This window comes from Legionella birminghamensis, assembly GCF_900452515.1.
GTDB lineage: Bacteria > Pseudomonadota > Gammaproteobacteria > Legionellales > Legionellaceae > Legionella_C > Legionella_C birminghamensis.
The window spans coordinates 2609742-2635851 of record NZ_UGNW01000001.1; the positions used below are offsets into that span (position 1 = coordinate 2609742).

Below are 26110 nucleotides of genomic sequence, written 5' to 3' on the forward strand. Positions count from 1 at the left end.
ATTAAACAATTCGCCCTTGAGACATATCGGAACATGCTAACTGCCTTGCAATTGCTAGAATACTTTTCAAATCATGTACAATCTCCCGTAATCGCCCACCCTGATTTAAATCCTGAGACTAAAAAAATCATGGAGGCGGAATCCACATCAACCTTTTTTTACTTTAAAAGCATCACAGTGGAATTAGCGCGGGGATTGAACCAACAAGAAGCAATTACTCAAATCAGGTATTTTCTAAAGCGGCGCTGGGAGTTCATAAAAAAAACCAATTGGGCTTACACAAGACATCCGTTTCTTCCGGCTAACCAGCTTTGCCTTCAGGTCGCTGAGCAAATAGCAGGCAAGGATGAGGCGGTTTGCCAAATCCTTATGCCAGGTACCCGCAAAATCAGCCGCAAGACAGATTCGCCTTTCTCTTTTAAAGATGAAACAGAGGAAGATGGACACTTTCCTGTCCATAAATACCTCCTGGCCGCCTCAGAGGGGGAACTGCTTTCTCTTGAAGATATTTATTCAGCCGGGGTTGCCAATACGAACAGTATCTTTCCTGACTTTCAGGAGTCAACTGCAGAAATACAATATTTACTAAAAAGTATTGAGTTGTGGAATGTGAAACAGGCAGCCGGAAATTCCAGTATCAGACTGATGGACGAGCTATTTCGATTCCATAAACAGCAATATGATGACAGCACACTGGGCTTTGCCATCAAGAACCTGGCTCGGCATGCTTATAAAGCTTCAAAAGAGGATGCGGGAACCGAAACGGTCGCCGAGATGAAATTGCTTGAAGAGGCGATCAGAGAGTTTTATGCAATCTGGCGGGCACTTTCCAGAGAGACTAAAAAAGAACTGTTTCAGATGAAACTGGAACACTATGGCAGTCCAAGGCCATTACCACTTTATTTCTTTGCATTATTTGTCAGACTATTGGATTGCCCTCTCACAAAAGCAGAGTTTTCTTCGCATAAAGGCGCCCAGATCCTTAATTGTGCGCATATTATTGCGAACACGCTTGAGGAGTTTCTAAAACAGCATCCCCGTTTGTTCAACATCCCAAATCCCCTCAAAACCCACGCTGCGAACACTCAGCAAGGGGTTGAACCACTTTCAGACTTGCTCAGTCATTGTTTGGAAGCACTGGAAAAACGGGGACAAACGCTTGAAATCCAGGAGCCTAATTTATTCAAAGAACTTGCTTTCTCCATTTATTCAAATCAGCGAAATGACACATTTATGACGGCGAGAATTATTGCCTATTGTGTTTCCAGCTTTCAGGATTTAATTGACGTCATTGATTTATCGGAAGATTTATTTAAAGGGCTGATTCCTTTGATTCGACAGCGAACTCAGCAATTTAAAGATTCGGATAAGCTATTCAAACTTTTAGAGAAAATGACAGCGCAAGTGCAACAGTTACTCCTGACTGAAGAATTTTTTCCTCACATTTATAAACATATTTCATCCTACAGTAAGTTTACCAATATTTATTTTGCATTAGCCCCCAATCTCCAGGAGAAGTTCAAAACGGGTTTTGTTAAGGAGCTTATAAAAGAAGTTCATGATGTCTCTTGTGTAGTGAGAATTGCCAACCAGTTTTCATCTACTCTGATAATTCCCCTTTTATTTGAGGAATTACAAACCTTTCTTAGCAACTTTTTTAATGGTAATGTGGATTCTTTTCTAGGCCTATACAAGCAGTTGCATTCGACCTCACAAAATTGTTTAGCAGAACTGTTTTTAGACTCTTTAAGCCAATGGCTTTCCCCTGACAATTTTAATGAATATAAGGATTTCCTGGATTTACCTTTGATAAGCCTGGCAAGGGTCTGGAGCGAAGAAGTTAATTCATTCACAGAATATCTAGCACTATTGGATAAATGGTCCCGACATCCAGATTTAATTTCAGACTTCAATACAGTCAATGCCAGCAAGTTGGCAAGCTGGATTATGACAGAGGAAGATCTGGATCTATTATTAGAAAAGATGCCTGTCAAGAGCTGGATTCCCATTTTCAACTATGCGAAAGTGATATCCTCCTGGGCATCGTTTCAAACATACTGGCAGAAAATCTCTCCGTTTCACCGTTCTGATTTTCTGGATAGAGTTAATCTGAAAACATTTATCAAGACTATCGAAAATCTGCAGCTTTTACTGAATTTTGTGAACAAAGATAAACACAAGCAGCGGGTTTTAAGCCGCTTCAAAGCCAGTGATTTGAATTGTTCAGAAGAAGAGCTAGCCGCTCTTCGTCCACCATCCAGAATGGAACAACTCGAGCAATTGCTAAATAAGTTTTCACGATGCACTGATGCAAATGAAATGCTTGAAGCGGTAAGAAAACTCCAGAACAGTATAGCCAGTGAGTATCAACGCGGTCCGCGTCGTGGACAGATACAGCAAACGCTTCAGGGGGCATATCAAACGTTTCTGAGACGGGATGAACCCACGCACTGGCCATCAAATAGTCTTCATTCTTTTTGGAATACAGGTGGAACTCCGTCTACCCAAAGCGTTCTTGATGAGGTGGAGGACTTTCATCCCACGCCTTAATTTTCCAGGTCGTATTCCGCACATTTGTCTCCACGCGCAGGCGGGATCCAGTGCATTGGTACACAAGTGACTATGTACTGCGCTTTATGCCTGAGAGATCCTCACAAAATTTAACCCTCTTATCAGTGCCTACATACCCAAAGCTCCTGGTACCACCAAGCTCCTGGTACCGCCAAGCTCCTACGTACCGCCAAGCTCCTACGTACCGCGCTTTATGCGCGGTAACCATAAACAGGATGGTGTATTTGTCATACTTTTTATCCACAGAAGCCCTGCATGGATACCGCGCATAAAGCGCGGGTACGTAGGCACTGAAAGGGGAATACTTTTGCTACCCCTCCAGCTCCTCCCAGCGGGCATATAGCTTGGCCAGCTCGCTCTCATCCTGTTGCAACTGCTGGCCAAAGGCAGCAATTGCCTGGGTGTCTTGCTGGTAAAAATCAGCTTCTGTCATTTTCAGTTGTGCTTTAGCAATTTTTTCTTCCAGGGCTTCAATCTGCTGTGGTAATTTCGCGAGTTCACGCTGCTCATTAAAGCTTAATTTAGTTGAAGCGGTGCTGCGTTTCGGCGCTGCTTTTGCTGCGGGTGTCGCGGTGGTCTGACGTTGCGATTTTTTCTGCATGCGGTAATCATCATAGCCGCCCACGTACTCATGAAACTGCCCTTCGCCTTCCCAAACCAGCACGCTGGTGACCACCTGATTGATAAACGCGCGGTCATGGCTGATCAGGATTAGCGTGCCGGGGTAATCAACCAGCATACTTTCCAAAAGCTCCATGGTTTCAATATCGAGATCATTGGTGGGCTCGTCCATCACCAGAAAATTAACGGGCTTGGCAAGCAGTTTTGCCAATAGCAGGCGATTTCTTTCGCCGCCCGACAGACTGGAAACGGGCTGGTTAAAACGTTCAGCGGGGAACAGGAATTCCTTGAGATAGCTGGCCACATGCTTTTGTTTGCCATTGATAGTGACATAATCAGCGCCTTCAGCCACATTAGCCATTACCGTTTGCTGTTCATCCAATTGCCGCCTTAACTGGTCAAAATAGGCAACCGCCAGAGATGTCCCCCGTTTAATGCTGCCAGAATCCGGCTGCAATTCGCCAAGAAGAAGGCGAACGAGCGTAGTTTTGCCACAGCCATTGGGCCCAATAATTCCCAGTTTATCGCCACGCGTAAGAAGCAGTGAAAAATCGCGGAGGATTGTTTTATCCCCTATTTTGTAATTCAGTTTCTCCGCTTCAACGACTACATTCCCAGACTGGGCGACCTCAAGATTGAGCGTTTTTACTTTACCAAGCTGGGTTCTTCGCGCTTTATATTGTTCGCGCATAGCCTTCAAAGCACGCACCCGTCCCTCATTACGCGTCCGCCTTGCCTTAATACCAGTTCGTATCCACACCTCTTCTTCTGCCAGGCGTTTGTCGAATAATTCATTATGGCGCTGCTCGGTAACCCGCATCGCCTCACGCCGATCAAGATAAGTTTCGTAATCGCATTCATGGGTGTAAAGTTTACCCCTGTCGATTTCAACTATACGATTCGATACTGCACTAAGAAATGCCCGGTCATGGGTAACCAGCAGCACTGCGCCCTGATAAGTTTTTAAATAGGACTCCAGCCATTCAATGGCTTCCACATCCAGATGGTTGGTGGGTTCGTCCAGAAGCAAGAGATCAGGATTGGCGATTAAAGCAGCAGCCAGAAGCGCGCGCCTTTTCATTCCACCGGATAATTTATCCATCCTCGCTGATGGATCAATGCCAAGGCGCGTAGCCATGGTATCAACCCTGGGCAGGAGATCCCAGGCATGCAAATTATCCATTTTCTGCTGGCAACGGGCCAAGGCATCTAAATCCTTGCCTTGTGATAATTGATGAAACTCAGCAAGTACTTCGCCTGTCTCGCCCAGGCTTTTCACGAGAAAATGATACACGGTTTCATTATCATGAACCGGAACTTCCTGGGTTAATCCAGCAATTCGTAAACCGCTAAGGCGGCTGATTTGGCCGCCATCGGGAATTAATTCGCCTTGTAATAAGCGCAGCAAGGATGATTTACCAGCACCATTCCGACCTACCAGGGCAACGCGATCCTGGGGCTGGATTTGCCAATCGGCTTCATCAAGCAGCCGATTACCGCCCACATTCAAGATGACCCGATTCAATGTCACAATACTCATGGCACTTCTCACTTACTGAAATCAAAATTTGTTTGGAGGGAGGGACTTTTGCCCAGCTACTTCTCAATAACCAGCTTCTTATTCGTTTGCGTAAGGCTAAAATGGGATAACACGTTCATACCCATTAATAAAGTATCTTCTTCGCTGCCCAGGATGATAACCGCTTTTACGTCATACAGGGTAAAGTTGCCAAAACTGAGTTTGCTAACCCGGGTTAAAGAGCCCTCCACCGTCCCTTTTGCAATTTGCATGGTAATCGGGTAGCGCCCGCTTAAGTTTAAATCCCGGGCGACTCTCTCGGGTATAGCCAACAGTGTTGCCCCAGTATCCACAATAAAATGAACAGGTTTATCGTCAATCGTTCCATCGATACGATAATGGCCCTGTTCATCTGCGGTAATAATGACTTTACCAGGATGGCTTTCGAAGCTGCCCTCACCCGACTGGCCATGAAAATAAAAAAATACAAACAACAGGCCAAAAAAAAGGATCCAGGTGATAATAAACATACGACGCCCGGTATGGGCATACTGATTATTATCCACCCTTAATTATTCCTGAGCTGAATTGTCAAGCACCATAATACCATCCATCTCTACCTGGGATCCCCGTGGTAAAGCAGATACCCCGATAGCCGCCCGTGCGGGAAAAGGCTCGACAAAATAACGGCTCATGGCTTCATTCACGAGAGGGAAATGATTTAAATCAGTCAGATAGACGTTCAATTTAACAATATTCGCCAGACTGCCTCCAGAGGCTTTACAAACAGCGGTCAGATTATTTAATACCTGATCAATCTGCAGTCGAATTTCATCACTACATATAATACCGGTTGCCGGATCCAGAGGGACCTGGCCTGAAAGATAGACAGTGCTACCGCAGCGAATAGCTTGGCTGTAAGTGCCAATGGCGGCTGGCGCCTGCTCCGTATGGATTGATTGCATTATTATTCCCCTTGTTTCTTTCGATAAAGGCGCATGACCACATTGTTAGAACGAAGGCGCCGCATAACACGCGCCAAATGGGTTCTGTCACGCACACTGATTGAAAAAGTGACGGCATTATGACGCCCGTCGCGCGGATCCACATTAATGTTGCCGATATTGGACTCTGCTTCAGAAATAGCAGTCGCCAAGGCAGCAAGAACGCCTCGCTGATTGGCCACTTCAACCGTAATATCGACCCAGAATTCACCCTCAACCTGTTCATCCCAGCGCAGGGCGATGAACTGCTCGGGGCTTCGTACATGATGAATCATCTGACAATCACTTGCATGCACGATAATGCCTCGCCCTTGCTGGAAACGACCGACAATGCTGTCGCCAGGTATAGGCTGGCAGCATTCTGCAAAATGGACCACCATCCCTTCGGTGCCTTTGATGGCCAGCGGGCGGCTTTTACCATTTTTATCAAGCTCGGCCGGTTCAGAGCGAACCACCAGGCGTTTGGCGATCACCATTGGCATTTGATTACCAATCCCAATAGCATAGAGTAATTCATCACTGGATTTATAATTCAAGTCATGAAGTATAGCCTGTAATGATTCGGGGGGTACTTTCGCATAATCGGATGATAATTCCGCAAGTGCCTGCTCTAACAGACGCTTACCCATTACAATGGACTCAGCATGCTGCTGGCTTTTCAGAAAATGGCGGATATTGCTTCTTGCTTTTCCGGTAACGACAAAATTAAGCCAGGCCGGATTGGGATGCGCTCCCGGTGCAGTGATAATTTCCACCGTCTGCCCATTGGTCAAGGGAATACTCAGCGGCACCAGCCGGCGGTTCACCTTGGCCGCCACGCAACTATTCCCTACTCCTGAATGCACAGTGTAAGCAAAATCAACCGGCGTAGCACCCTTAGGGAGCTCCATAATATGGCCCTTGGGTGTAAAAACGTAAACCTCATCAGGAAATAAATCGATTTTGACGTTTTCAATAAATTCAAGTGAGCTGCCAGTGCTGCGCTGCATTTCTAACAAACGCTGTACCCACTCCCTGGCGCGCAGTTGGGCCTCATTGACTTCCAGGCCTGCAGATTTATAGATCCAGTGTGCCGCCACACCATTTTCAGCCACTTTATCCATATCGCGTGTACGAATCTGCACTTCCAGGGGAACACCGAAAGGGCCAAATAACGTGGTATGTAATGATTGGTAGCCATTTGCCTTGGGGATCCCGATATAATCCTTGAAACGCTGCGGAACAGGTTTATAAGTGCGATGCAAAGCACCCATCACGCGATAACAGGCATCAATATCTTCGGTGATCACCCGGAAAGCAAACACATCGGTAATTTCAGTAAACGAGGCCTTTTTCTGGCGCATTTTTCGATAAATACTGTATAAATGCTTTTGTCTGCCAAATACATGCTCATAGGGAATATTGAGCTGCCTAAGCGCTTCTTCCAAATCGTGTTCGATTTTTTGAGTCAGCTCCCGGCGATTTCCCCGTGATTTTTCAACTGCCGATTTGATGGCACGGCAACGCATTGGGTAAAGTGCCTGAAAGCCCAGATCCTCTAAACCGACATAAATGGCATGCATACCCAATCGATTGGCAATCGGTGCGTAAATCTCCAGGGTTTCAATAGCAATGCGCCTGCGTTTGGACGCTGGCATTGCCCCCAGAGTTTTCATATTGTGGTAACGGTCGGCTAATTTGACGATGATAACCCGAATATCTTTGACCATCGCCAGAACCATTTTGCGGAAATTTTCCGCCTGGGCTTCGGCGCGGGATTCAAATTTTATTTTTGTCAGCTTGGTAACGCCGTCAACCAGAGCGGTGACTTCTTCACCAAACAACTGGTTTAGCTCTTCCTTGCTGACTGAAGTATCCTCAACCACATCATGCAACAGGGTTGCCATAATGGTTTGATAGTCAAGACGCATCCGGGCAAGAATCAGCGCAGCTGCTACTGGATGGGTAATATAAGGCTCACCTGAGCGGCGCATTTGTCCGTGGTGAGCTTTTTCCGCAACCAGATAAGCCTGATGGCACTTTTCAACCTGCTGTTGCTCAAGATAATGTTGAAGCTCCTCGTGTAACTCCTTAAAGTAGCTCACAGAGCACTCCCTTCGCCTAAACCTGTAAAATATATTTGCAACTGATACCGCCGGTCAGGACAAAAACATTAATTAATCTTTATCCAGGATATCTGGTTTAACTAATCCCGCTGCAATTTCTCTTAAGGCAACGACAGTAGGTTTATCGTTTTCCCACTCAACCAAAGGCTGCTCGCCGCGGACTGCAATTTCACGCGCTCTCTTGGTTGCAACCATCACTAATTCAAAACGATTTGCAACATGTTCCAAACAATCTTCTACTGTGACACGTGCCATAAATACCCCCTACGCAGTGCAAGTGTTAAGTTATAACCAAAACAGTCTATTTTACTTGGATGCCAGTAAGAAGGAAAGTAATTTTGCAATCTTTACAGATTGCCTCTGTATGTTTAGCCGATTGGCCAAGACGATAGCTCGCAGTTCCTGGGCAGCCAGATCAAAATTATCATTCACTATTAAATAATCAAATTCAGCATAATGGCTTAACTCTTCCTGTGCCTGCTGCATGCGGCTGCCAATAACAGCTTCATTATCCTGTTTACGATTTTGCAGGCGCTGCTTTAAAATTTCCAGCGAGGGCGGAATAATAAAAACACTGACTGATTCCGGGAATAACCGTCTGATTTGCTGTGCGCCCTGCCAGTCAATATCCAGCACCACATCAATCCCGGATGCCAGCCTCTCCTTTATCTGGGCGACTGATGTCCCATAATAATGATTGAATACCCGGGCATATTCGATAAATGCCGACGCTTCAATCATTGCCTGAAACTCGTTCTCGGAGATAAAAAAATAATCGACTGCATCTTTCTCACCGGGACGCATTAAGCGGGTGGTATGCGAAATAGATATCTCAATGTCAGGCAGGCTGGTAACCAATTCTTTCACCAGACTGGTTTTTCCGCCGCCAGATGGGGCGGCTACGATAAATAAATTTCCTGTGCCATCATTCGCCATTTATTCTTACTCTATATTTTGAATTTGTTCTCGCATCTGCTCTATGAAAACCTTCATTTCTACGGCAGACTGCGTCAGTTCAATTGAATCCGATTTGGAGCTTAAGGTGTTAGCTTCGCGATTCAATTCCTGCATTAAAAAATCCAGACGCCGCCCCGCAGGCTCTTTTGCGTTGAGGCTTTTGCTTACTTCCTGAACATGAACAGTTAAGCGATCGAGCTCTTCAGTCACATCCATTTTACTTAGTAAAAGCGCCAATTCCTGCTCAAGCCGATTATTATCGACTTCAAGGTTTAAACTATGCAGTCGCGTAAGCAGCTTATCACGCGCCGACAAGGCATTTTTCTCGGCAAAGGTTTTGGCTTTGCCAATTTCAGCCTGCAATCCCGAAAGTCGTTTAAGCACATGCGAGTGCAGTGCCGCCCCTTCTGTTGCCCGCATTTGCTCCAACTGTTTTAAAGTACTGCCAAACAAGTTTAGTATAGAAGGCGAAAATTGCTCTAAAACAGGTTGTTCAATTGTAACTATACCGGGCCAGGCCAATACCTTTGAAAGGCTCATATCATTCGCTAAATGCTTATCCCCTGAAAGCTTTTCGGCAGTTCCTATTAATGCATTTAAAAGGGGTTCATTAATCGAAATCGCTTTATCCAGGCCTGAGTTATCCTGGTGTTTTAACTGACACTCCAGCTTGCCCCGGCTAATCTGACCACGAAGCATTGATCGCAAATCATTCTCAAGAAAACGCCATGATTCCGGCAAGCGAAAGGAAACATCCATATATCGGTGATTGACTGAACGGATTTCCCAACAAAAAATCATGCCGTCTATTTCAATTTGCTCGCGTGCAAAAGCGGTCATACTACTAGTCATAATCAATTTACACTAATTATTTATGAGGATGGCCGACTATAAACTAAATTTGTACAAATGCAAGTCTGCGTGCATCATCAGGAATAAAGGGTTATACTTGCACATTTTATCGAGGAGCAACCATGCGTCCCAGCAATCGTGAGCCCAATCAACTTCGTTCTATTCAATTACATCGCAACTATACCCAGCATGCCGAAGGGTCAGTCCTTGTCGAGTTTGGCCAAACTCGAGTCATCTGTAATGCTTCAGTTGTAGACGGTGTTCCACGCTTTCTCAAAGGGAAAAACCAGGGCTGGATTACGGCAGAATATGGCATGCTGCCGCGGGCGACCCACAGCCGCTGTGAACGTGAAGCCAGCAAGGGCAAACAAGGTGGGCGCACGCTGGAGATTCAACGCCTGATTGGCCGTTCTTTGCGCGCCTGTTTTGATCTTAAAGTCCTGGGTGAAAACACCATAACCATCGATTGCGACGTACTTCAAGCTGATGGCGGAACGAGAACCGCAGCGATTACTGGCGCCTGCCTGGCTCTGCGCGATGCATTGAGCTGGATGGTTAGCCGTGAAAAGCTTAAAAGAATGCCTGCATTCACCTATGTTGCAGCGGTGTCTGTCGGTATCTACCGTGGACAATCTGTTCTTGATCTCGATTATGCGGAAGATGTACTCGCTGAAACAGACATGAATGTAGTGATGAATGAGGCGGGTGATTTCATTGAGGTACAGGGCACTGCTGAAGAAAACAGCTTTAACCGTGCTCAATTGAATAATATGCTCGACCTGGCTGACAGCGGTATCAGGGAATTAATTAACCTGCAAAAATTAGCTTAAGCCTACCCGCCCTTCTCTTCCTGGAGCGGGGCGGCTTTGCAACTTGTATTAGTCCTGAGACTTTGTTACCCTGCAATTTTGACCTTCTGCCTAAAAAATGGATACTCTGGAAATTAAAGCGTTAAAAATTGCCACCCGCATTGGAGTGCATCAATGGGAACAACAAATCAAACAAAATCTGTTTATCGATATTACTATCCCGTCTGATTTTAGCCAGTGCGAAGATGCTCTGGATAAAACCACCGATTATGATGCCCTCTGCCGCAGTGTTACAGACTATGTCGAATCGAATTCCTTTCAGCTGATTGAAACGGTTGCTGAACACGTCGCTGCTCTGGTTAAAAGGGAATTCAAGCTTGAGCAAGTATGCGTAAGTGTTAGCAAACCGCATTCGATTCCCAATGCAGGAGATGTGCGGGTAACCGTAAGCCGCTGAAGCGCAAACCGTTCAATGCCCGCGGCTTCGACCCATAGGGATCTACATACAAATGCATTAGCAATCGAATCCCCGTGGCTGCGACCGCGGGGTCCATGTTTGGTGGCTGAGCATGCTCTTCAAATGAATCCAATGTTTCCATAAATAGCAAAAGCAGCTAAAACAAGTCCTACAAACATTATCTTAAATTAGCAAAACCAATATTCTACATAGGCCTCCTGTGGGCCCCGCGGTCACAGCCGCGGGGATGCGAGTGTATTTGTGTAGAGCTATGGGTCGACGCCGCGGGGGTTCGATGGTCCATGCCGCGGGCCATCTTTAACCAGATCAATAATCACATTCCCTTTCTCATCCCCTCTTTGGCCTCGGCAACCATCTTTGCCGCCTCCAGTGGAGGAACCTTCAAGGTAATATTCCCCTTCTTATCAATCCAGTTTAAATATTCAATACTGGCTCGCGTTCTGTGTCCTTTTTCATAAAGCGCATGATGGAAAATCTCTTCGAGACTTGCATTCTTATAATCAATATTGGAACGGGCGACCCCCCCAAAAAAACCATTTCTGTCCTTGGCCAGCCTTGCGCCATATTCCTGTATAAACTGGCGGCGTAATTCACTCATTGTTGAACTGGCTTCCTGGCGCTGGCTCTCTGAGAGGAAATCAGGCGCAATAAAATTATATTTAAACTGGTATCGCAAATAAAACTGATGGGCAAGTAAGGCATGCATATCAGCGGAGGGATGAATCTTGTCCCAGAAAATATATCCTGTCGCTGGCGACACCCCGTCTTCAATATCAAAATCTTCAGAGTCGCAATAAGAATCGCTTACCTTTTCCGGATCAAATCCCCATTTTGCAGGATGCTGAATAATATCGGTAAACAAAGTGTTAATATCAAAACATTCTACAGAACAATAAGGATAGCGAACTTTTAACTCATTGCATGCAATTCTTAATTGCTCATTGAAATAAAGGGTACAGGACTGGGCATTACTTTGTTCATATTCATTCTTTTGCTGGTACATTGGGGTAAATGATAAATCAGGTAAGTTAAATAAAATAAAGTTTCGATACCCCTTCTTAACCAACTCTTCTACATTTCCGATTCTGGCCGCCAATGCCTTTTTGGCTTCACTGATTGTTGGACGCTCATTGACAGTAATTAAATCATTGGCGCCAGACCACTCAATGACAAGCGTCGCCTTCTTCTGCTCTTCCGATACCTGGTGTGCGGTATCATATTTCAACATTTTCTCCCGCATTTCTTCCAGCGTAGAAACAACCATGCGGTTAAAAAAAAGACTCAAGCTTGAAGTAGGCACCCAGCTGTAATCATGGGCACTTAAACCACCCTCACTATAATTTCTGACGAAATCGACCCCCTTGTAGCGGACAACCAAATCATCATCGAGATCATAACTGTTCTGCACATGCTCCCTAACCCGTCTGTCATGGCTTATTACCGCATCGCTGATATCGCTTGCATCCATTTTGTATTCTTTGCCGACTTCTCTGATGATGAAGTTTTCAGCAATACCGGCACTTAAATGATCACTCCAGGCATATCCATTTGTAAAACGGCCATCCGGTGATTTCTTATCCAGACCAGTTATCCATTTCATGGGAATACATCCCCATAAATATTTATTATTAATAGTGCCTCGGTCAGTAAGGCTATCGCCCATTAATACAAAATGCGAAATCTTTTCCGGGATCATTTTTTCTTCCTTGTTGTTATTTTAATTCAAAAATTCTGAGCGTCATGCCCAGAAGAACAGCAGCATGTCCTATAAATTTCATATCGACCGTTTTTCATTTCGCCTTAGTATTAGGGATAAAAAATCATAACAAAGCAAAGTGATCTATTTTAGACCAATTTAAATTTACAGCTTATAATTTGATCATGGGGTTGAACTCCTTCTTTCCTGGCAATGGATTGCAGAAAATAACAGGATAAAAAATGCGAAAATTACCATTTAAAAAGTCCGCCCTTGTTTCGATTGGGGTAGAACTGGAATTCCAGTTGATCAATCCAAAAACCTGGGGACATCGCTCCTGTTCGAAAGATTTAATCAGGGATGTTCCCGGAAGCGGCTTTGAAACACGTATCGTTCCTGAAATTACTCAAAGCATGATTGAAATTAACTCATCGGTTCACCAGTCAGCAAAAACAATGTTGGAAGAATTTTCGGAGCTTCAGGTCTTTCTTTTACAGGAGGCGGAGAAACTGGGCGCCTATATTTGCGGAGGAGGCTCCCATCCTTATGAGCGCTGGACAAAACAGAAAATTTTCCCGGCAAAGCGCTATAAAAATCTGGCGCGGAAATATCGTTATCTTTCTAAAAGAGCGACCATTTTTGGTCAGCATATTCATATTGGCTGTTCCACTGCGGAAGATGCCTTGTACCTGACCCATGCGCTGGGACGTTATGTTCCACAATTTATCGCCCTGGCTGCCTCCTCCCCCTTCTATCAGGGCGTGGACACGGGCTATTGCTCTTCCCGCTCCAGTATTTTTAGCGCTTTCCCCTTAAGTGGAGTAATTCCCTATCTTATCAACTGGAATGAATTGTCTGAGTACTACTATAAATTGCGCCGTCTCGGAATAATCGGCAGCATGAAAGATTTCTATTGGGATATTCGGCCAAAACCAGAGTTCGGTACTGTAGAAGTCCGCGTATGCGATACGCCTTTAACCTTGGGCAAAGCGGTGCAACTGGCTGCTTATTTACAAAGCCTGTCCCTTTATTTGCTGGAAGAACGTCCAACGCAGGTGAGCCATGATCTTTATTTTCTATACAGCTATAACCGCTTTCAGGGAAGCCGGTATGGCTTTGAAGGGGATATTATTAACTCGGATAATGGCCAACATTGTTTAATTCAGGACGACATCCTCAATACACTAAAAAAAATAAACCAGCAAATTGAGTATTTAGGAAACACAGCCATTCTTAATTCACTGCAAACGGATACCCTCAATAAAGTAAATGATGCTTCCTTACTCAGAAAAGTATTTAAAGAAAGCGGTTCGCTGAATCAGGTAGTAAAATTGCAATGCGAATTATGGAAGCAGCCACTTGATAAATATTCTCAAGAAGGTATTGATTCTCTCAGCCAATGAACTAGCATAACATTTATAAGTTATAAATTGTTACCAGGGAGCAGGTTATGAGTATCAGGATTAATGGACGCGGCCAGGAAATACTGCGTGATCCATTACTAAATAAAGGCACAGCCTTCACTGAAGCTGAAAAGGAATTATTTGAATTACATGGACTCCTTCCCTGCAATACAGAAAGTATCCTTGAACAGTTAAGACGCTGCCGCGATGCCTACGATGCCAAAGATTCTCCCCTGGAGAAACATATTTATCTGCGAGCCCTGCAAGATCGCAATGAAGTGTTATTTTATCGCTTTGTTATGGATAATTTAATTGAAGTCCTACCCATTATCTATACGCCAGTGGTGGGTGAAGCCTGCCAGCAATTCCATCGGATTTACCGCCAGCCCCGAGGTCTGTTTTTAAGTTATCCCGAGCGGGATAAAATGGAAAAAATTCTTGCATCCGTAGCCAAGCACCGTCGAATCGATGTCATTGTTGTCACGGATGGCGAGCGGATTTTAGGCTTGGGGGATCAAGGTGCCGGCGGCTTGGGAATCCCTATCGGGAAACTATCGCTTTACACGGTCTGCGGTGGAATTCATCCAGCGCATACTCTCCCAATCGTATTGGATGTAGGTACCAATAACCAGGAAAAATTTAATGACCCGGAATATCTGGGCTGGCGTCATGAACGGGTAACCGGTGATGATTATGATCAATTTATCGAACAGTTTGTTCAGTCAGTAAAAAAATGCTTTCCTAATGTGTTATTGCAATTTGAAGATTTTGCCCAGCAGCATGCCTACCCAATTCTTGAAAAATACCGTGATCAGCTGTGCACCTTTAACGATGATATTCAGGGTACTGCGGCAGTCGCAGTCGCTGCTATTATTGCAGCGACCCGGGTTTCCGGAATGCCCTTGAAAGATCATCGCATAGCCTTACTGGGCGCAGGTTCGGCGGGATGCGGCATTAGTGAGCAACTGGTTCAGGCGATGATTAACCAGGGCTTGAGCGAAGCAGAAGCACGCTCCCGCTTTTATCTGGTAGACCGCATGGGTTTATTGCATGAAGGAATGGAAACTATTCTGCCCTTCCAAAAAGGATTTGTCCGGTCAGAAAATGCCTTAAAGACCTGGTCAGTAAATAATCGGCAGCAAATTGGCCTTTTTGATGTGATTAATAATGCCAAGCCAACTATCTTACTCGGCGTTTCTGGCCAACCCAACCAGTTCACCGAACCGATGATCCGCGCCATGGCCAGTTACTGTGATCGTCCGATTGTTTTTCCGCTTTCCAATCCCACTTCAAGAGTGGAGGCAACCCCACATCAAATCCTGGAATGGAGCGCTGGCAGGGCGTTGGTCGCTACCGGCAGCCCTTTCGAGCCAGTAACGGTTGGCTCGCATCAGATTGAAATCTCCCAATGCAATAATTCCTACATCTTCCCTGGTGTGGGGCTGGGAGTTGTTGCTGGGAAAGCAAGACGGGTAAGCGATAAAATGATGATGGCAGCCGCAATGGCCCTGAGTGATTTATCCCCGGCAATGATTAAGGGAGAAGGCGCTCTTTTACCGGAGTTGAAAGTTATTCGCGATGTCAGCCGTCATATTGCCAAAGCAGTAATATTACAAGCAATTAAAGAAAAACATGCGGATAAAATCAGTGATGCCGATATCGAAACCGCCATTAAAGAAACCATGTGGTACCCGGAATATCAGGTTTTCACCAGCTAGACGGTAGGCTGGGCTGTAAAGCCCAGCAAAACGAACGCCGGGCCGTAAAGCCCACCTAACAGATTTATAAGGATTTTAGTATGCGGCGTCAATGGTATATTGGATTTGGGCTAGTCCTGCTAAGCTTCGCTTTCTTTCTGGTAATGATGCACGATACTATCTGGTGCCTTTTTTTTCTGGTTCCAATTATCCTCGTAGGTATTTACGATCTGGTTCAGACCAAACATTCCATCCTGAGAAACTTTCCTGTCCTGGGCCATTTCCGTTTTATTATGGAGTTTTTACGTCCTGAAATTCAGCAATATTTTATCGCTGATGATCAGGAGGAGCTCCCTTATAATCGCGAAATCCGAAGTATGGTCTACGAACGGGCTAAAAATGTCCGTGACACTATTCCCTTTGGCACCAGCCGTAATATCACTCAAGTGGGTTATACCTGGGTCTTGCACTCGCTATCTCCCAAACATGTATCAGAAGTTGAACCACGCATTGTCGTTGGCGGTCCTGATTGCAGCAAGCCCTATAGCGCTTCCCGCTTAAATATTTCGGCCATGAGCTTTGGCTCCTTGTCCCCCAATGCCCTTATGGCGCTTAACAAAGGTGCGAAAATGGGAAATTTTGCCCATAATACTGGCGAAGGCGGACTAAGCCCCTATCATTTGCAAGGTGGCGACGTTATTTTTCAAATCGGCACTGCTTATTTTGGCTGCCGGGATGATAACGGCAACTTTGATGAAAAAGAATTTACCAGTGAAGCGACGCGCGAAGAAGTCAAAATGATCGAAATCAAGCTTTCGCAAGGCGCAAAACCCTCCCATGGGGGGATATTGCCCGCCGCCAAGGTCACCCCTGAAATTGCAAAAGTCCGTAAAATTAAAATAGGCGGCGATATTCTTTCCCCGCCTGCGCATACAGCCTTCGATTCACCCCGTACGCTATTAGAGTTTGTTAAACGTTTGCGGCAACTATCCGGCGGAAAGCCAGTGGGGTTTAAGCTTTGTCTGGGCAAACGCCATGAATTTCTGGGAATCTGCAAAGCCATGATGCTAACAGGCATAACGCCAGATTTCATTACAGTTGACGGTGCGGAAGGCGGTACAGGTGCGGCCCCTGTTGAATACACTAACCGCGTAGGCGAACCTTTGGAAGCGGCTTTGGTCTTTGTCCATAATGCATTGGTGGGGACTAATTTGCGGGATAAAATTCGGATCATCTCAAGTGGAAAAGTGGCAAGCGGGTTTGATATGGTGGCCAATATTGCCATGGGTGCCGACATGTGCAATGCAGCGCGGGCGATGATGTTCGCGGTGGGCTGTATTCAATCAAAACAATGCAATGCCAATACCTGCCCTACAGGTGTTGCAACACAAAATCTTCGTCTTCAGCGCGGCCTTGTTGTTGAAGAGAAAAAATTTCGCGTGTTAAATTTTCATAACAATACTGTAAGAAGTTTCCTTGAGATAGTCGGTGCAATGGGATTATGCAACCCCAGTGATCTCTCACCCGAATATTTAATGCGGCGTGTGAGTGCCGATTGTGTCAAACCTTTTAATGAGATCTATGACTATTTAAAACCAGGCCAGTTACTGGGGGAAGATATCCCCGACTGTTTTAAAAAGCATTGGGATAAGGCGGATGCTGAAAAATTTTAAAGCAAAGAGAAATTATTAACTGTTTAGATCAGGATGTTTTTTTGTTAATCATTCTGAAATCTTCAGCGACAAAAATTTTCAAAAATATGAAGAACATAGCTTGATCAAATGCGCGACTCTAATATAATTAAATTAACCTTTTGAAACTGTAAGCAAGCTTTGATGCGGCTGACAAAGTTCTGAAGGAGTACCGTGTCGCCAGAACACTTTTTCTGGCTTTACAAGTGTGTTTCATATAACTTTTTCGAAGGAAGGATTCATTATGAAAAAATCGACTTTAGCCGTGGCCGCATTATTGACTGCCCTTTCAGCTGCTTCTGTTGTTCCTGCAGCTTATGCTGATTCAACTACAACTCAAGCAAGCGGTTGCGCTGGTTGCAAAGGTTGTAAAGCTTGCAATGGCTGTAAAGGCTGCAACGGATGCAAAGGCTGTAAAGGTTGCAATGGCTGCAAAGGCTGTGGCGGCTGCAGCGGTAGCTAATATTTTTTAAAAAGGAAGCGTTTTAACGCTTCCTTTCTTTAGTGTGTAATTCCCATGTCTGAATTTTCATTCCCTGATTTAAGTAAAGCAAAACAGGCTCGTCTTTTGGCTTATGCTTCCCAAATTTTGGAAGCCCAGCAACAAATGACAACTGCCAAAGGCAAAAACATCATTCATTACACGCTGCAAAAAAAACGCCGCCATGAGTCAATGAGTCATTATCCCAAAGGGGATCGCATTGATCGCCAAACGGGCGCCCAATATTTTTATCATTGCCATCGCGAAGATTTTGACAATATGGAGCATGGACACTTCCATTGCTTCCTGCGCTACAAAGGGATCCCTGCCAGAATCAAGCCTAGTCCTTTACCCGATTGGGATAAGCACATGGATAACCCGATGGCCCATATCGTCGCTATTTCGATGAATTGCTACGGCCAGCCCATCCGTTTATTCACTGTTAATCGCTGGGTATCATCAGAAATCTGGTATGATGCCAAACATGTTTCAAGTTTTATCAAACAATATCAGATGACTCTGGAAGATGATCCTTATTGGCAAATTCTGGATCAATGGGTCGAAGGTATGCTGCATTTATTCGAACCCCAGATTACCTGGTTGCATCAGGAAAGAGACCGGCAGATTGCCAGGATAAAGGCAGACAATCCGGGGGCGAATCCTTATGAGGATCATCGCTTCGAAGAATTGTCTCAAATCGAAATTGACCTGCCTACACAAGTTCAGTGGGTGTTAAACTCTATAAACCAGGAAAATATTGCCTGATTACGTCCTATGGCTCTATGGCGAAGCCATCCAGATTGAATCCCCAACAAGGCATCGATCTGGATTGCTTCACTCTGTTCGCAATGAGGTTTCTACTGTATAATACGAATTTTTACACCTGCCAGAAGCGTACTGAAATGAAAAAGATCGTCGTTGTTTAAGAACAATAATAACTCAATCTGAACGGATCGACTGCTTTAAACAAAGCAGCTGTTATTTATTTTTTGAAAACAATGAGGTTTTTATGCATTTCAAGTTACCACCTGTATGGTTAATTGTGCTCATCGCTGGGCTTCCTCAGCTTTCTGAAACAATATATACGCCTTCTTTACCTGATATTGCCCGAAGTTTACATACCTCGGCATCGATGATTGAATATACCCTTAGTATTTATTTATTCGGTTTTGCCATTGGCACCCTGGTCTGGGGTAAATTTTCGGACAGATTTGGTCGAAAACCCGGCATACTAATCGGCTTGCTTATCTTTATTCTCGGCTGTATGGGATGCTATTTTTCTACCACGATTGAGGGACTGATGCTGAGCCGTTTTATACAGGCTTTTGGAGGGAGCATCGGCAGTGTACTCGGCCAAGCCATTTGCCGGGATGCATTTCAGGGAAGTGCCTTGGGTAAAGTCTACTCTGTGGTCGGCAGCGCCCTGGCCGTTTTTCCTGCGATAGGTCCTGTGGCAGGAGGGTTAATTGCTGAAACTCTGGGTTGGCGTACTATTTTTATTGTACTGGCCTGTTTCTGCCTGTTTTTATTTTTTTTAATCACTCAGAAACTGCCGGAAACCCATCTGCCAGAAAGAAGAACAAACATCTCAATGAGAGCAGTCGCCAATCAGTTGGTTAGGAATAACAAAGTGATGGGATTTGCTTTTCTGGTCGCTGGATGTAACGGTATTTCTTTCAGCTATTTTGCAGAAGGCCCCTTCTACTTTATCAAGATGCTTGGTTTATCACCCAGTCAGTATGGTATGAGTTTTATTGCGCTCGCAATGAGTACCATGATGGGCGGTCTGGTGTCCAAACGTCTGCATACCCATTACTCTTCCGACAAAATAATGCGATATGGTCTGCTTATTATTTTGATAGCGACAATTTCATACAGCAGCTTTGCTGTGGTTTCCAATTTGCCGCCCGCAATAATGATTACGGCCAGTCTTATTATGCTAATGATTATTATGTTCGGAAGCTGCATGGTAACCAGTAATGCGCTGGCTTTGGCCCTGACTGATTTTAAATGGTGTATTGGAACAGCATCCAGCCTGTTCGGATTTCTATACTATTGTTTAATTTCTCTTTTTACAGTAGGTATGGGCTATTTTCATAATGCTACATTATGGGCCATGCCGCTTTATTTTTTGGGAATTGGTCTGTTTATGTTTTTGGTCGACAAACTGATGATTAAGTCTTGAACTTAATCTGCAAATCACCATAGTCATAAATGTTTTTCCTTCTCGACTCCCCGCGGCTGCGACCATCCGAATCCCCGCGGCTGCGACCGCGGGGCCCATGTCTGAGTGAGCCTCAGCTTATATTAATCCGTTCGGCCTGAGGAGCCGCTTTAGCGGCGTCTCGAAGACTTCGCTTGGTGCCAAGCCTTCGAGACGGAGCTTTGCTCCGTCTCAGGCCGAACAGTGTTAATACAATTTGGGTATGGGCATCGACCGCGGGGATTCAATCGTTGCCGCCCATGACGGTTAAGCAACGACCTCTGTAATTTTTTCATAAAATTGACCTGGTGAGATCTCATCAAGAAGACTCAACCATTGATCCCTAACCTCGTCAGGTATTTCCTTTACATGCTGTGTATGGCTTTCATGGCTATCCCAATACTCAACGCAGGTAAATCTGTTTTTATTAGACAAGTCCTGATACAGGGCGATACTTTGAAATCCGGGCACCGATTTCATCATTTCAAAAGAATGAATGAATTCTTCACGAGTGGACTCTTTTGTGACAACGGTAAACATAAAAACCATCTTTTCCTCTTTACTTCTATTAATTCATCGGGCTTGATACGCTTAGCGAAGGATACTTCAATGCTTAAGTAATTTGCCAGACCTAAATTGAGAAATATCTCAAGACATTCTAATAAAGTTTCTTAATGATTAATTGCATGCAATTAACTACACTTTAAATTAAGGACAGTTGCAGATTCAGGAACAGGAGTTCCATGAAAAGGGAGCAGCGCAAGGATGCGCTGGGCCACAGGGAAGTGGGTTTGCAACTTCCACCCTCTTTTAAATTTCTTCCATAATATTAATAGGCACAGTCTGGGTTGCTTCACTTCATGCGCAAAAAACACCACCCGTCTTTGCGAGCCTTGGCGAAGCAACCCAGATCGAAGCTTTATCTAAGGCACATTCCTGGTTCTAGGCAGCTCGGGTTGAATTATCAGCTTCTACCGTTAAACAAGCATCGACTAGCTCGATATGATGATCCTTTAGCACCTCACCCAGAAAAATTTCGCCTACGTTCTGAAAGCGCCGAATCGAGTCAGTGACTAGATACTCAATTCGCCCTGGAGAAGTCGAATCAGTTTGCAAATGATGCGAGTACAGAAGTTTCTGGAAAGCATAGGCAGTCGCTTCAGCAGAATCGACAACCGCTACGGATTCTGGTAGCAGCGTAGCTAACAGAGGCCGGAAAACTGGGAAATGAGTACAACCCAGCAATAATGTGTCTTCATTTTTAAATTCAGACAGATAATAAAGCAAGGCTTCCCGGGCCACTGCATTATTCACCATCCCCTCTTCGGCCAGTGCCACTAAAACGCTGCAGGCACGTGCACTGATAGAGGCCTGAGGCAACTGCTCGGTAATAAGCCGCTGGTAGGCATTGGATGCAATAGTCGTTTCAGTCGCAAACACGCTGATCTGCTGATTTCGTGTAGCCGCCACAACGGCACCAGCACCAGGACGAACCACACCAATTACCGGGATTTCAGTAAACAGGGCTTGCAAATGCGGCAGAGCGGCTGTAGTCGCTGTATTACAGGCAATGACTAATGCCTTAATGCGCCTCGCAATCAATAATCTGGCCATTTGTACGGCATATTGCTGGACTGTTTCTGCGCTTTTCGTACCATAAGGCAAACGTGCGGTATCACCCAGATAGATAAATGATTCTCTGGGCAATAAGCTTTTCAAGGCCCGCAGAACAGTTAAGCCGCCCATCCCTGAGTCGAATACGCCTACTGGCAAATTATTATTATTCATGTTGTCCTTAAAGTTGTTATTAGCCGCCAACCATTGGGCTTGGAGGTCGGTTTCGTACTTCTTCCTCGAGTTTCTTAAGCTCACGTCCTTGCTGAATACTATCTTTATAGGCTTGGGCAATTTCGGCTGCTGATTGTTCCACTTGATTAAATTCAGCCTGGGCTTTCACCTGTTGCGAAGCCAGATTGCTAAATCCTCTGGTTAATGCTTTAAACTCAGGATGGCTTTTTACCTTTTTATAGGCGGTATTACTACCCCATGATCGGTCATCAGATGGAACATAGGAGGTCGTACCCATTTTAATGCATTTTTCATCAAACTTGAACTTGGGATGCATTTCACCCAGCGCCAATAACGCACCATACATTAGCCTGGTTTCTTTCGGGTCATCACCTGTCAATAGAAAGGGGCGTTCAGGCGTAGGGGCAGCAGCCAGACCCGAAATAATTTTCATAGCCATGAATATAGCGTCCTTAGTCATCTGTTCTTCTGTACGATTATCATTGGGAACCAGGGTCAGTGACATTGACGGCGAATAGACAGTTTGGCCGTTGCTGGTCTTCGCAGCCATATCCTGGGGGTAGCGCCGCTCCAGAATAGTGCTGGTAGTAACCAAAACGCTGCCATCCTTCTTTTTGGTTTGGTGCTCAATCACGTAGGGTCGAAATTTATTAATATCGACCTTTTTGGTCGTATCGTAATCTTTAACCTGAACGCCTACATCGACCTGCAGCGCCTGATTATAAGTAGCCTGTTGTCTTTGCCCGTCTTTTTGTTTAATCCGGTCATTAAACTCGCTGATATCACAATCCGCTTGAACCTTAACCTTGAAATCATTGAAGACGATCGTCTGCTTGCCTTCTTTTGCCTCTTCAACAGCAGCCAGTAATCCTTTTTGCATACGCTCATCCGCAGCATTGGGATTACCCTTTAATGCATCTTCTATTTTGAGATACATATTTAATTCGGCACTGACTTCATCATGCGCTTTTTTAAGAAATTGCCTTTCTTTGGTAATTAAGTCCGCTTTTTTGCGGTTCGGCTCATTTTGTGGTAAAGATTTATACTGCTCCTCAATCAGAGCCAAATGCGCTTTAAGCGAAGGGATAACGATATTGCACAATTTTTCAGTATTTTTTAAATCTTCCTCAATTCGTTTTGCATTGGTTTTGCTTAATCCTTCATTTACAGGATCAAGCCAGAGGGCTTCTTCCACTTCGCTAAAGGCTTTCAGTGCAGATCGCGTGGATCGTTGCTGGGCTTTCTGTAAATTGTGCAGCTTATCCAGATTGGCCTGAATCTCAGCATGGCGGGTGCCTAAGGCAGCAGTCAAATTCTCAAGACTCATTCCCTTAAGCTGATCGCTCTTGAGATTTTGTTTTAAAGAATTATAAGTCCCCTCAGTTAATTGGCGTTTAAAATCTGCCGGCATAACTGCATCCAGAGCAGGATCGCCCTGAATCAGATTAAGCAACTCGTTTCGATCTTTCGCAGCGTCTATATGCGCGCACAGGCTATCCAGCCGGGCAACAGGAAACTCCTGGGTTTTGCGAAGCCCCATAAGGAAAGCCGCCACCCTTCTTTTTCCATCAGGATTCGCTGGACTTACCGCCTTACGGTAAGCAATTAAGGGTTCGTTATGAGTATGCTGAGTTACGGCATCTATTTCTATAGCATTGTTAACTAGATTAGTTCTATCGTCATTAAAGCCAAATGCGCGGTTAAGTGCTGCTTCATTGATATGGGTATTGGAACTGCCAAGCAGTCCCCATAGCCGATTAACTGACTCTTTTAAACCCAGTAGGCCATAAAGCTGGTTGGAAGTATCCTTGGAAGCGAGATAGTCATTGATGCGGCGAACCTGATCGGCGTCTACTTTAACGTTCAGATTTCTTAATACATCCGCCAGGGCCGGATTATGGATTTTATTAAGCAAGCGTTGATTGGTATTTTCCTTGCTTAATGCCTCCACGTCCAAATGCCTTTCCTGCAGCAACTCTTTAATTTGCTCAGGCTTGGTCCTGCTTGCCAGCAATGCAATTAACTCAGGTTTTGCCGCCAGAGAGGCCTGTTTGGCAGCTGAAAGGCTTTGCATCACTTTTTTCAATTCAGGCCTTGCATCCAATGGCACACCAATCGTTTTTTCAGTCTGAATCTGCATTGCCCGTTCACTGGCCGCCTTTTGCACCATTTGCATACGAGCAGGATTTACCCAATCCTGTCGTTGGATTCCCAGTCCAGTTAAGGCCACTTTGAATTCAGCTTCTGAAATACCGGGTTTGGAAAGATTAACCAGCAAGGTCAAATCCTGATCCGCGGGATATTGTTTGACCAGCGCCTGGATTAACCCAGCTTCCAGGTTTTGACTATCATTTTGATTTAAACCATTAAGTAAAGTCCGCACTCCATCTTCAAAACCAGCCCAACCAGCCGCTTGGACAATACCTGACAGCTGAGCATAATCTTTACCAGCAAGGAGTTGCGGCATTAGATTAAGTTGGGCAGACGCACGAATTTTCAAGTTATAGTCTGATCCAAGGTCTGCATCGATTAAATCATTGGCATGCTGATTTCCCAAAACAGCCGCCACAGCCTGTTTCAATCCGCCCTCATCATTGGCCGTTGTTATCGCGGTTAATTGCTCTGGGCTTGCATTTTTTAGCACTATCGGCAGCAGGCTGGCTAATGCCATTTTACGGGCTTCATCCCTGCGTGCTTCGTCACGAAAATAATCTTTAAAGGGTTGCAGCTCCTCCGGTTTAGGATTGGCAGCCAAGAATTGAGAAGCATAGTTTGCGGCAGTAAAAGCGGGATCCAGCAAGGTGGCCAGTTTATCAGCGTGGGCAGTGGCCTGTTGCCATTCGGGCTCAGATTGCGGTGATCTGGGCAGTAAATTACTGCGGATGTGGGCGAGTGCGCTTAATTTTCTAATTTCATTGAGATCAGTGATTGCCTCGCGTGCCGGTTTGCCCGCGGGGTTGTCTAAACCAAAAGCATTGGATGCTGCTAGTAGCTGGGTGAGATCCTGAGGCGTTTTAACCCTCGCCATAGCATCAAGAGCGGCAGGATCATTCATTTCCGCAATCTTATAGGCAAATGCCTTGCTCGCAGCGATTTGTCGAAAACTGTTTTTATTGGTCTCGGTTACAGCCTCTTTAAAATACTGGTTATGTGCTGCTTTATGATCGGCATCCTGGCTGCCATATCGATTTGCCAAAGCATCTTGCAAGCCGTTCAGCTCTGTAATTCCAGCTATCTGCAATAATAAAACCTGTTGGCCTTTAACTTCCGCATTCAATTTGGCTTTAATTAATTCGCTGCCGATTGTTCCCCGCAGGTGTGTTGAGTCTTCCGGAGTTACTTTTCCCTGATAGAGGGCTCCCAGATTATTTGCAAAATCAGCATCATCATTTCGCTGAAGTACAGTTGTTAACCGGACGTGCTCACCTGGATTAGCTGCCCAGTGGGGAGCAGCTGTCTCAATGGCCTTGACAGCGAGCGAGCGGGCGATATGAGCGCCCACTTCTGCTGTGGTCATTTTATCAGCAATATTTTGAGGGATTTGCCAGGATACCAGCACTCGTCTAAATTCAGCATCATTATTGGCATCAATTGCCTGCAACATAGCATGCAAGTCTTGCGGATTTTTTGCCGCATCAATCTTCCTGATAAGATAAGCAGTCTGGGCAGCCAGGCTGATTTCTTTAATTTCATCATTGGAAAGGACAGCCTCAGTAGCTGGATCCCAGGCTGCAATTTTAGATTTGCTTAAATTACCAAAATGGTTTTTATGACCCTCGTTCTTAGTTAAGAACTTACGTATCTCAACAGGATTATCCAGAATGAGACTCGTAAGGTATGTTTCGTGGGTTTTTGGAAACATTGAAATCACACGCTGACGTGTGGCTAACTTATAAAGATCAATAAAACTGGGGGGGCCGTCTTTATTCAGATCATCAACCGGCTCGGCAACATTATACTTCTTCCATGTATTCTTATGCGCATTAACTGCTTGCTTAAACGCTGCTTCATCATTGGGATCAACAGCATAAATCGCTTCAAAGGCTGCTTTAGCCTCTTCATCAGCGAAAAATTTTGGGTTTTTAAGAGCTTGTTGTAACGCTACATTTTGAGGCATGAGAATACTCCAATCGCAATTCTTCCATTATTCTAGCTTTAAAACCTTAAGAAGTCCTTAATAACATTATTTTTGCTACTTTTTTAACAAAATCATC

The 26110-nt window shown here is 45.0% G+C and carries 20 protein-coding genes; 9 read left to right on the forward strand and 11 right to left on the reverse strand.

From position 1 onward, the window contains the following. Nucleotides 1-33: 33 nt before the first annotated feature. On the forward strand, nucleotides 34-2550 hold the full coding sequence (locus DYH42_RS11060; RefSeq protein ID WP_147287638.1) for a hypothetical protein: 2517 nt from the start codon (nucleotides 34-36) through the stop codon (nucleotides 2548-2550). 331 nt (nucleotides 2551-2881) lie between these two features. Here the strand turns inward: DYH42_RS11060 and DYH42_RS11070 are convergent, their stop codons facing one another. The 7 genes from DYH42_RS11070 to DYH42_RS11100 all read right to left on the reverse strand — a co-directional run bounded on the left by DYH42_RS11070 (nucleotide 2882) and on the right by DYH42_RS11100 (nucleotide 9629). Next, entirely contained in the window at nucleotides 2882-4732 is a 1851-nt protein-coding gene (locus tag DYH42_RS11070) for an ATP-binding cassette domain-containing protein (protein ID WP_058523624.1), read from the reverse strand. 56 nt (nucleotides 4733-4788) lie between these two features. Then, nucleotides 4789-5277, reverse strand: a complete 489-nt coding sequence (locus DYH42_RS11075) for a retropepsin-like aspartic protease family protein (protein ID WP_065232813.1) — start codon at nucleotides 5275-5277, stop codon at nucleotides 4789-4791. 6 nt (nucleotides 5278-5283) lie between these two features. Then, a complete protein-coding gene (locus DYH42_RS11080; RefSeq protein WP_058523623.1) occupies nucleotides 5284-5676 on the reverse strand; it encodes a RidA family protein in 393 nt (130 codons plus the stop codon). 2 nt (nucleotides 5677-5678) lie between these two features. Then, nucleotides 5679-7799 (reverse strand): bifunctional GTP diphosphokinase/guanosine-3',5'-bis pyrophosphate 3'-pyrophosphohydrolase, encoded by a 2121-nt coding sequence (gene spoT / locus DYH42_RS11085; RefSeq protein ID WP_058523622.1) that lies wholly within the window; start codon nucleotides 7797-7799, stop codon nucleotides 5679-5681. Between the two features lie 72 nt (nucleotides 7800-7871). Beyond that, nucleotides 7872-8075, reverse strand: coding sequence for a DNA-directed RNA polymerase subunit omega (gene rpoZ, locus DYH42_RS11090; protein ID WP_058507616.1), 204 nt, complete (start codon nucleotides 8073-8075; stop codon nucleotides 7872-7874). A gap of 51 nt (nucleotides 8076-8126) precedes the next feature. After that, nucleotides 8127-8756, reverse strand: a complete 630-nt coding sequence (gene gmk, locus DYH42_RS11095) for a guanylate kinase (protein WP_058523621.1) — start codon at nucleotides 8754-8756, stop codon at nucleotides 8127-8129. Between the two features lie 6 nt (nucleotides 8757-8762). Then, nucleotides 8763-9629 (reverse strand): YicC/YloC family endoribonuclease, encoded by an 867-nt coding sequence (locus tag DYH42_RS11100; RefSeq protein ID WP_058523620.1) that lies wholly within the window; start codon nucleotides 9627-9629, stop codon nucleotides 8763-8765. Nucleotides 9630-9751: 122 nt separating this feature from the next. Here DYH42_RS11100 and rph point away from each other — a divergent pair, with 122 nt between their 5' ends. Further along, the gene (gene rph / locus DYH42_RS11105; protein WP_058523619.1) at nucleotides 9752-10459 is read left to right on the forward strand and encodes a ribonuclease PH; all 708 of its coding nucleotides are present in this window, start codon (nucleotides 9752-9754) and stop codon (nucleotides 10457-10459) included. A gap of 97 nt (nucleotides 10460-10556) precedes the next feature. Then, a complete protein-coding gene (folB, locus tag DYH42_RS11110) occupies nucleotides 10557-10895 on the forward strand; it encodes a dihydroneopterin aldolase (RefSeq protein ID WP_058523618.1) in 339 nt (112 codons plus the stop codon). Nucleotides 10896-11229: 334 nt separating this feature from the next. On the opposite strand, the gene DYH42_RS11115 is transcribed toward folB, so the two are convergent. Beyond that, a complete protein-coding gene (locus DYH42_RS11115; protein WP_058523617.1) occupies nucleotides 11230-12612 on the reverse strand; it encodes an SGNH/GDSL hydrolase family protein in 1383 nt (460 codons plus the stop codon). Nucleotides 12613-12854: 242 nt separating this feature from the next. On the opposite strand from DYH42_RS11115, the gene DYH42_RS11120 reads away from it, so the two are divergent. From DYH42_RS11120 to DYH42_RS11145, 6 genes are all read left to right on the forward strand, one after another. Next, nucleotides 12855-14015: a YbdK family carboxylate-amine ligase gene (locus DYH42_RS11120; protein WP_058523616.1), complete on the forward strand. Its 1161-nt coding sequence runs from the start codon at nucleotides 12855-12857 to the stop codon at nucleotides 14013-14015. Between the two features lie 47 nt (nucleotides 14016-14062). Beyond that, nucleotides 14063-15733 carry an NAD-dependent malic enzyme gene (locus tag DYH42_RS11125; RefSeq protein WP_058523615.1) on the forward strand — a complete coding sequence of 557 codons (1671 nt, stop codon included), beginning with the start codon at nucleotides 14063-14065 and terminating at the stop codon, nucleotides 15731-15733. An 80-nt stretch (nucleotides 15734-15813) separates the two neighbouring features. Further along, on the forward strand, nucleotides 15814-17385 hold the full coding sequence (locus DYH42_RS11130; RefSeq protein ID WP_058523614.1) for an FMN-binding glutamate synthase family protein: 1572 nt from the start codon (nucleotides 15814-15816) through the stop codon (nucleotides 17383-17385). Nucleotides 17386-17720: 335 nt separating this feature from the next. Beyond that, complete coding sequence (locus tag DYH42_RS11135; RefSeq protein ID WP_172464994.1) at nucleotides 17721-17876, forward strand: hypothetical protein; 156 nt, start codon at nucleotides 17721-17723, stop codon at nucleotides 17874-17876. A 44-nt stretch (nucleotides 17877-17920) separates the two neighbouring features. Next, complete coding sequence (locus DYH42_RS11140) at nucleotides 17921-18649, forward strand: DUF6969 family protein (RefSeq protein WP_058523613.1); 729 nt, start codon at nucleotides 17921-17923, stop codon at nucleotides 18647-18649. Nucleotides 18650-18893: 244 nt separating this feature from the next. Beyond that, a complete protein-coding gene (locus DYH42_RS11145; RefSeq protein ID WP_058523612.1) occupies nucleotides 18894-20069 on the forward strand; it encodes a multidrug effflux MFS transporter in 1176 nt (391 codons plus the stop codon). 285 nt (nucleotides 20070-20354) lie between these two features. On the opposite strand, the gene DYH42_RS11150 is transcribed toward DYH42_RS11145, so the two are convergent. The 3 genes from DYH42_RS11150 to DYH42_RS11160 all read right to left on the reverse strand — a co-directional run bounded on the left by DYH42_RS11150 (nucleotide 20355) and on the right by DYH42_RS11160 (nucleotide 26013). Further along, complete coding sequence (locus DYH42_RS11150; protein ID WP_058523611.1) at nucleotides 20355-20636, reverse strand: antibiotic biosynthesis monooxygenase family protein; 282 nt, start codon at nucleotides 20634-20636, stop codon at nucleotides 20355-20357. A gap of 393 nt (nucleotides 20637-21029) precedes the next feature. Then, nucleotides 21030-21875: a glutamate racemase gene (gene murI, locus DYH42_RS11155; RefSeq protein ID WP_058523610.1), complete on the reverse strand. Its 846-nt coding sequence runs from the start codon at nucleotides 21873-21875 to the stop codon at nucleotides 21030-21032. 19 nt (nucleotides 21876-21894) lie between these two features. Next, on the reverse strand, nucleotides 21895-26013 hold the full coding sequence (locus DYH42_RS11160) for a hypothetical protein (protein ID WP_058523609.1): 4119 nt from the start codon (nucleotides 26011-26013) through the stop codon (nucleotides 21895-21897). Between the last annotated feature and the right edge of the window lie 97 nt (nucleotides 26014-26110).

Excerpts from the sequence above, each read along its gene's own strand:
- DYH42_RS11150 (WP_058523611.1), bottom strand. The coding sequence starts at position 20,636 with ATGGTTTTTATGTTTACCGTTGTCACAAAAGAGTCCACTCGTGAAGAA.
- DYH42_RS11115 (WP_058523617.1), bottom strand. The coding sequence starts at position 12,612 with ATGATCCCGGAAAAGATTTCGCATTTTGTATTAATGGGCGATAGCCTT.
- DYH42_RS11125 (WP_058523615.1), top strand. The coding sequence starts at position 14,063 with ATGAGTATCAGGATTAATGGACGCGGCCAGGAAATACTGCGTGATCCA.
- DYH42_RS11100 (WP_058523620.1), bottom strand. The coding sequence starts at position 9,629 with ATGACTAGTAGTATGACCGCTTTTGCACGCGAGCAAATTGAAATAGAC.
- gmk (WP_058523621.1), bottom strand. The coding sequence starts at position 8,756 with ATGGCGAATGATGGCACAGGAAATTTATTTATCGTAGCCGCCCCATCT.
- DYH42_RS11140 (WP_058523613.1), top strand. The coding sequence starts at position 17,921 with ATGTCTGAATTTTCATTCCCTGATTTAAGTAAAGCAAAACAGGCTCGT.
- DYH42_RS11145 (WP_058523612.1), top strand. The coding sequence starts at position 18,894 with ATGCATTTCAAGTTACCACCTGTATGGTTAATTGTGCTCATCGCTGGG.
- DYH42_RS11060 (WP_147287638.1), top strand. The coding sequence starts at position 34 with ATGCTAACTGCCTTGCAATTGCTAGAATACTTTTCAAATCATGTACAA.
- DYH42_RS11135 (WP_172464994.1), top strand. The coding sequence starts at position 17,721 with ATGCTGATTCAACTACAACTCAAGCAAGCGGTTGCGCTGGTTGCAAAG.
- DYH42_RS11160 (WP_058523609.1), bottom strand. The coding sequence starts at position 26,013 with ATGCCTCAAAATGTAGCGTTACAACAAGCTCTTAAAAACCCAAAATTT.
- rpoZ (WP_058507616.1), bottom strand. The coding sequence starts at position 8,075 with ATGGCACGTGTCACAGTAGAAGATTGTTTGGAACATGTTGCAAATCGT.
- DYH42_RS11120 (WP_058523616.1), top strand. The coding sequence starts at position 12,855 with ATGCGAAAATTACCATTTAAAAAGTCCGCCCTTGTTTCGATTGGGGTA.
- DYH42_RS11080 (WP_058523623.1), bottom strand. The coding sequence starts at position 5,676 with ATGCAATCAATCCATACGGAGCAGGCGCCAGCCGCCATTGGCACTTAC.
- folB (WP_058523618.1), top strand. The coding sequence starts at position 10,557 with ATGGATACTCTGGAAATTAAAGCGTTAAAAATTGCCACCCGCATTGGA.
- DYH42_RS11070 (WP_058523624.1), bottom strand. The coding sequence starts at position 4,732 with ATGAGTATTGTGACATTGAATCGGGTCATCTTGAATGTGGGCGGTAAT.
- murI (WP_058523610.1), bottom strand. The coding sequence starts at position 21,875 with ATGAATAATAATAATTTGCCAGTAGGCGTATTCGACTCAGGGATGGGC.
- DYH42_RS11130 (WP_058523614.1), top strand. The coding sequence starts at position 15,814 with ATGCGGCGTCAATGGTATATTGGATTTGGGCTAGTCCTGCTAAGCTTC.
- rph (WP_058523619.1), top strand. The coding sequence starts at position 9,752 with ATGCGTCCCAGCAATCGTGAGCCCAATCAACTTCGTTCTATTCAATTA.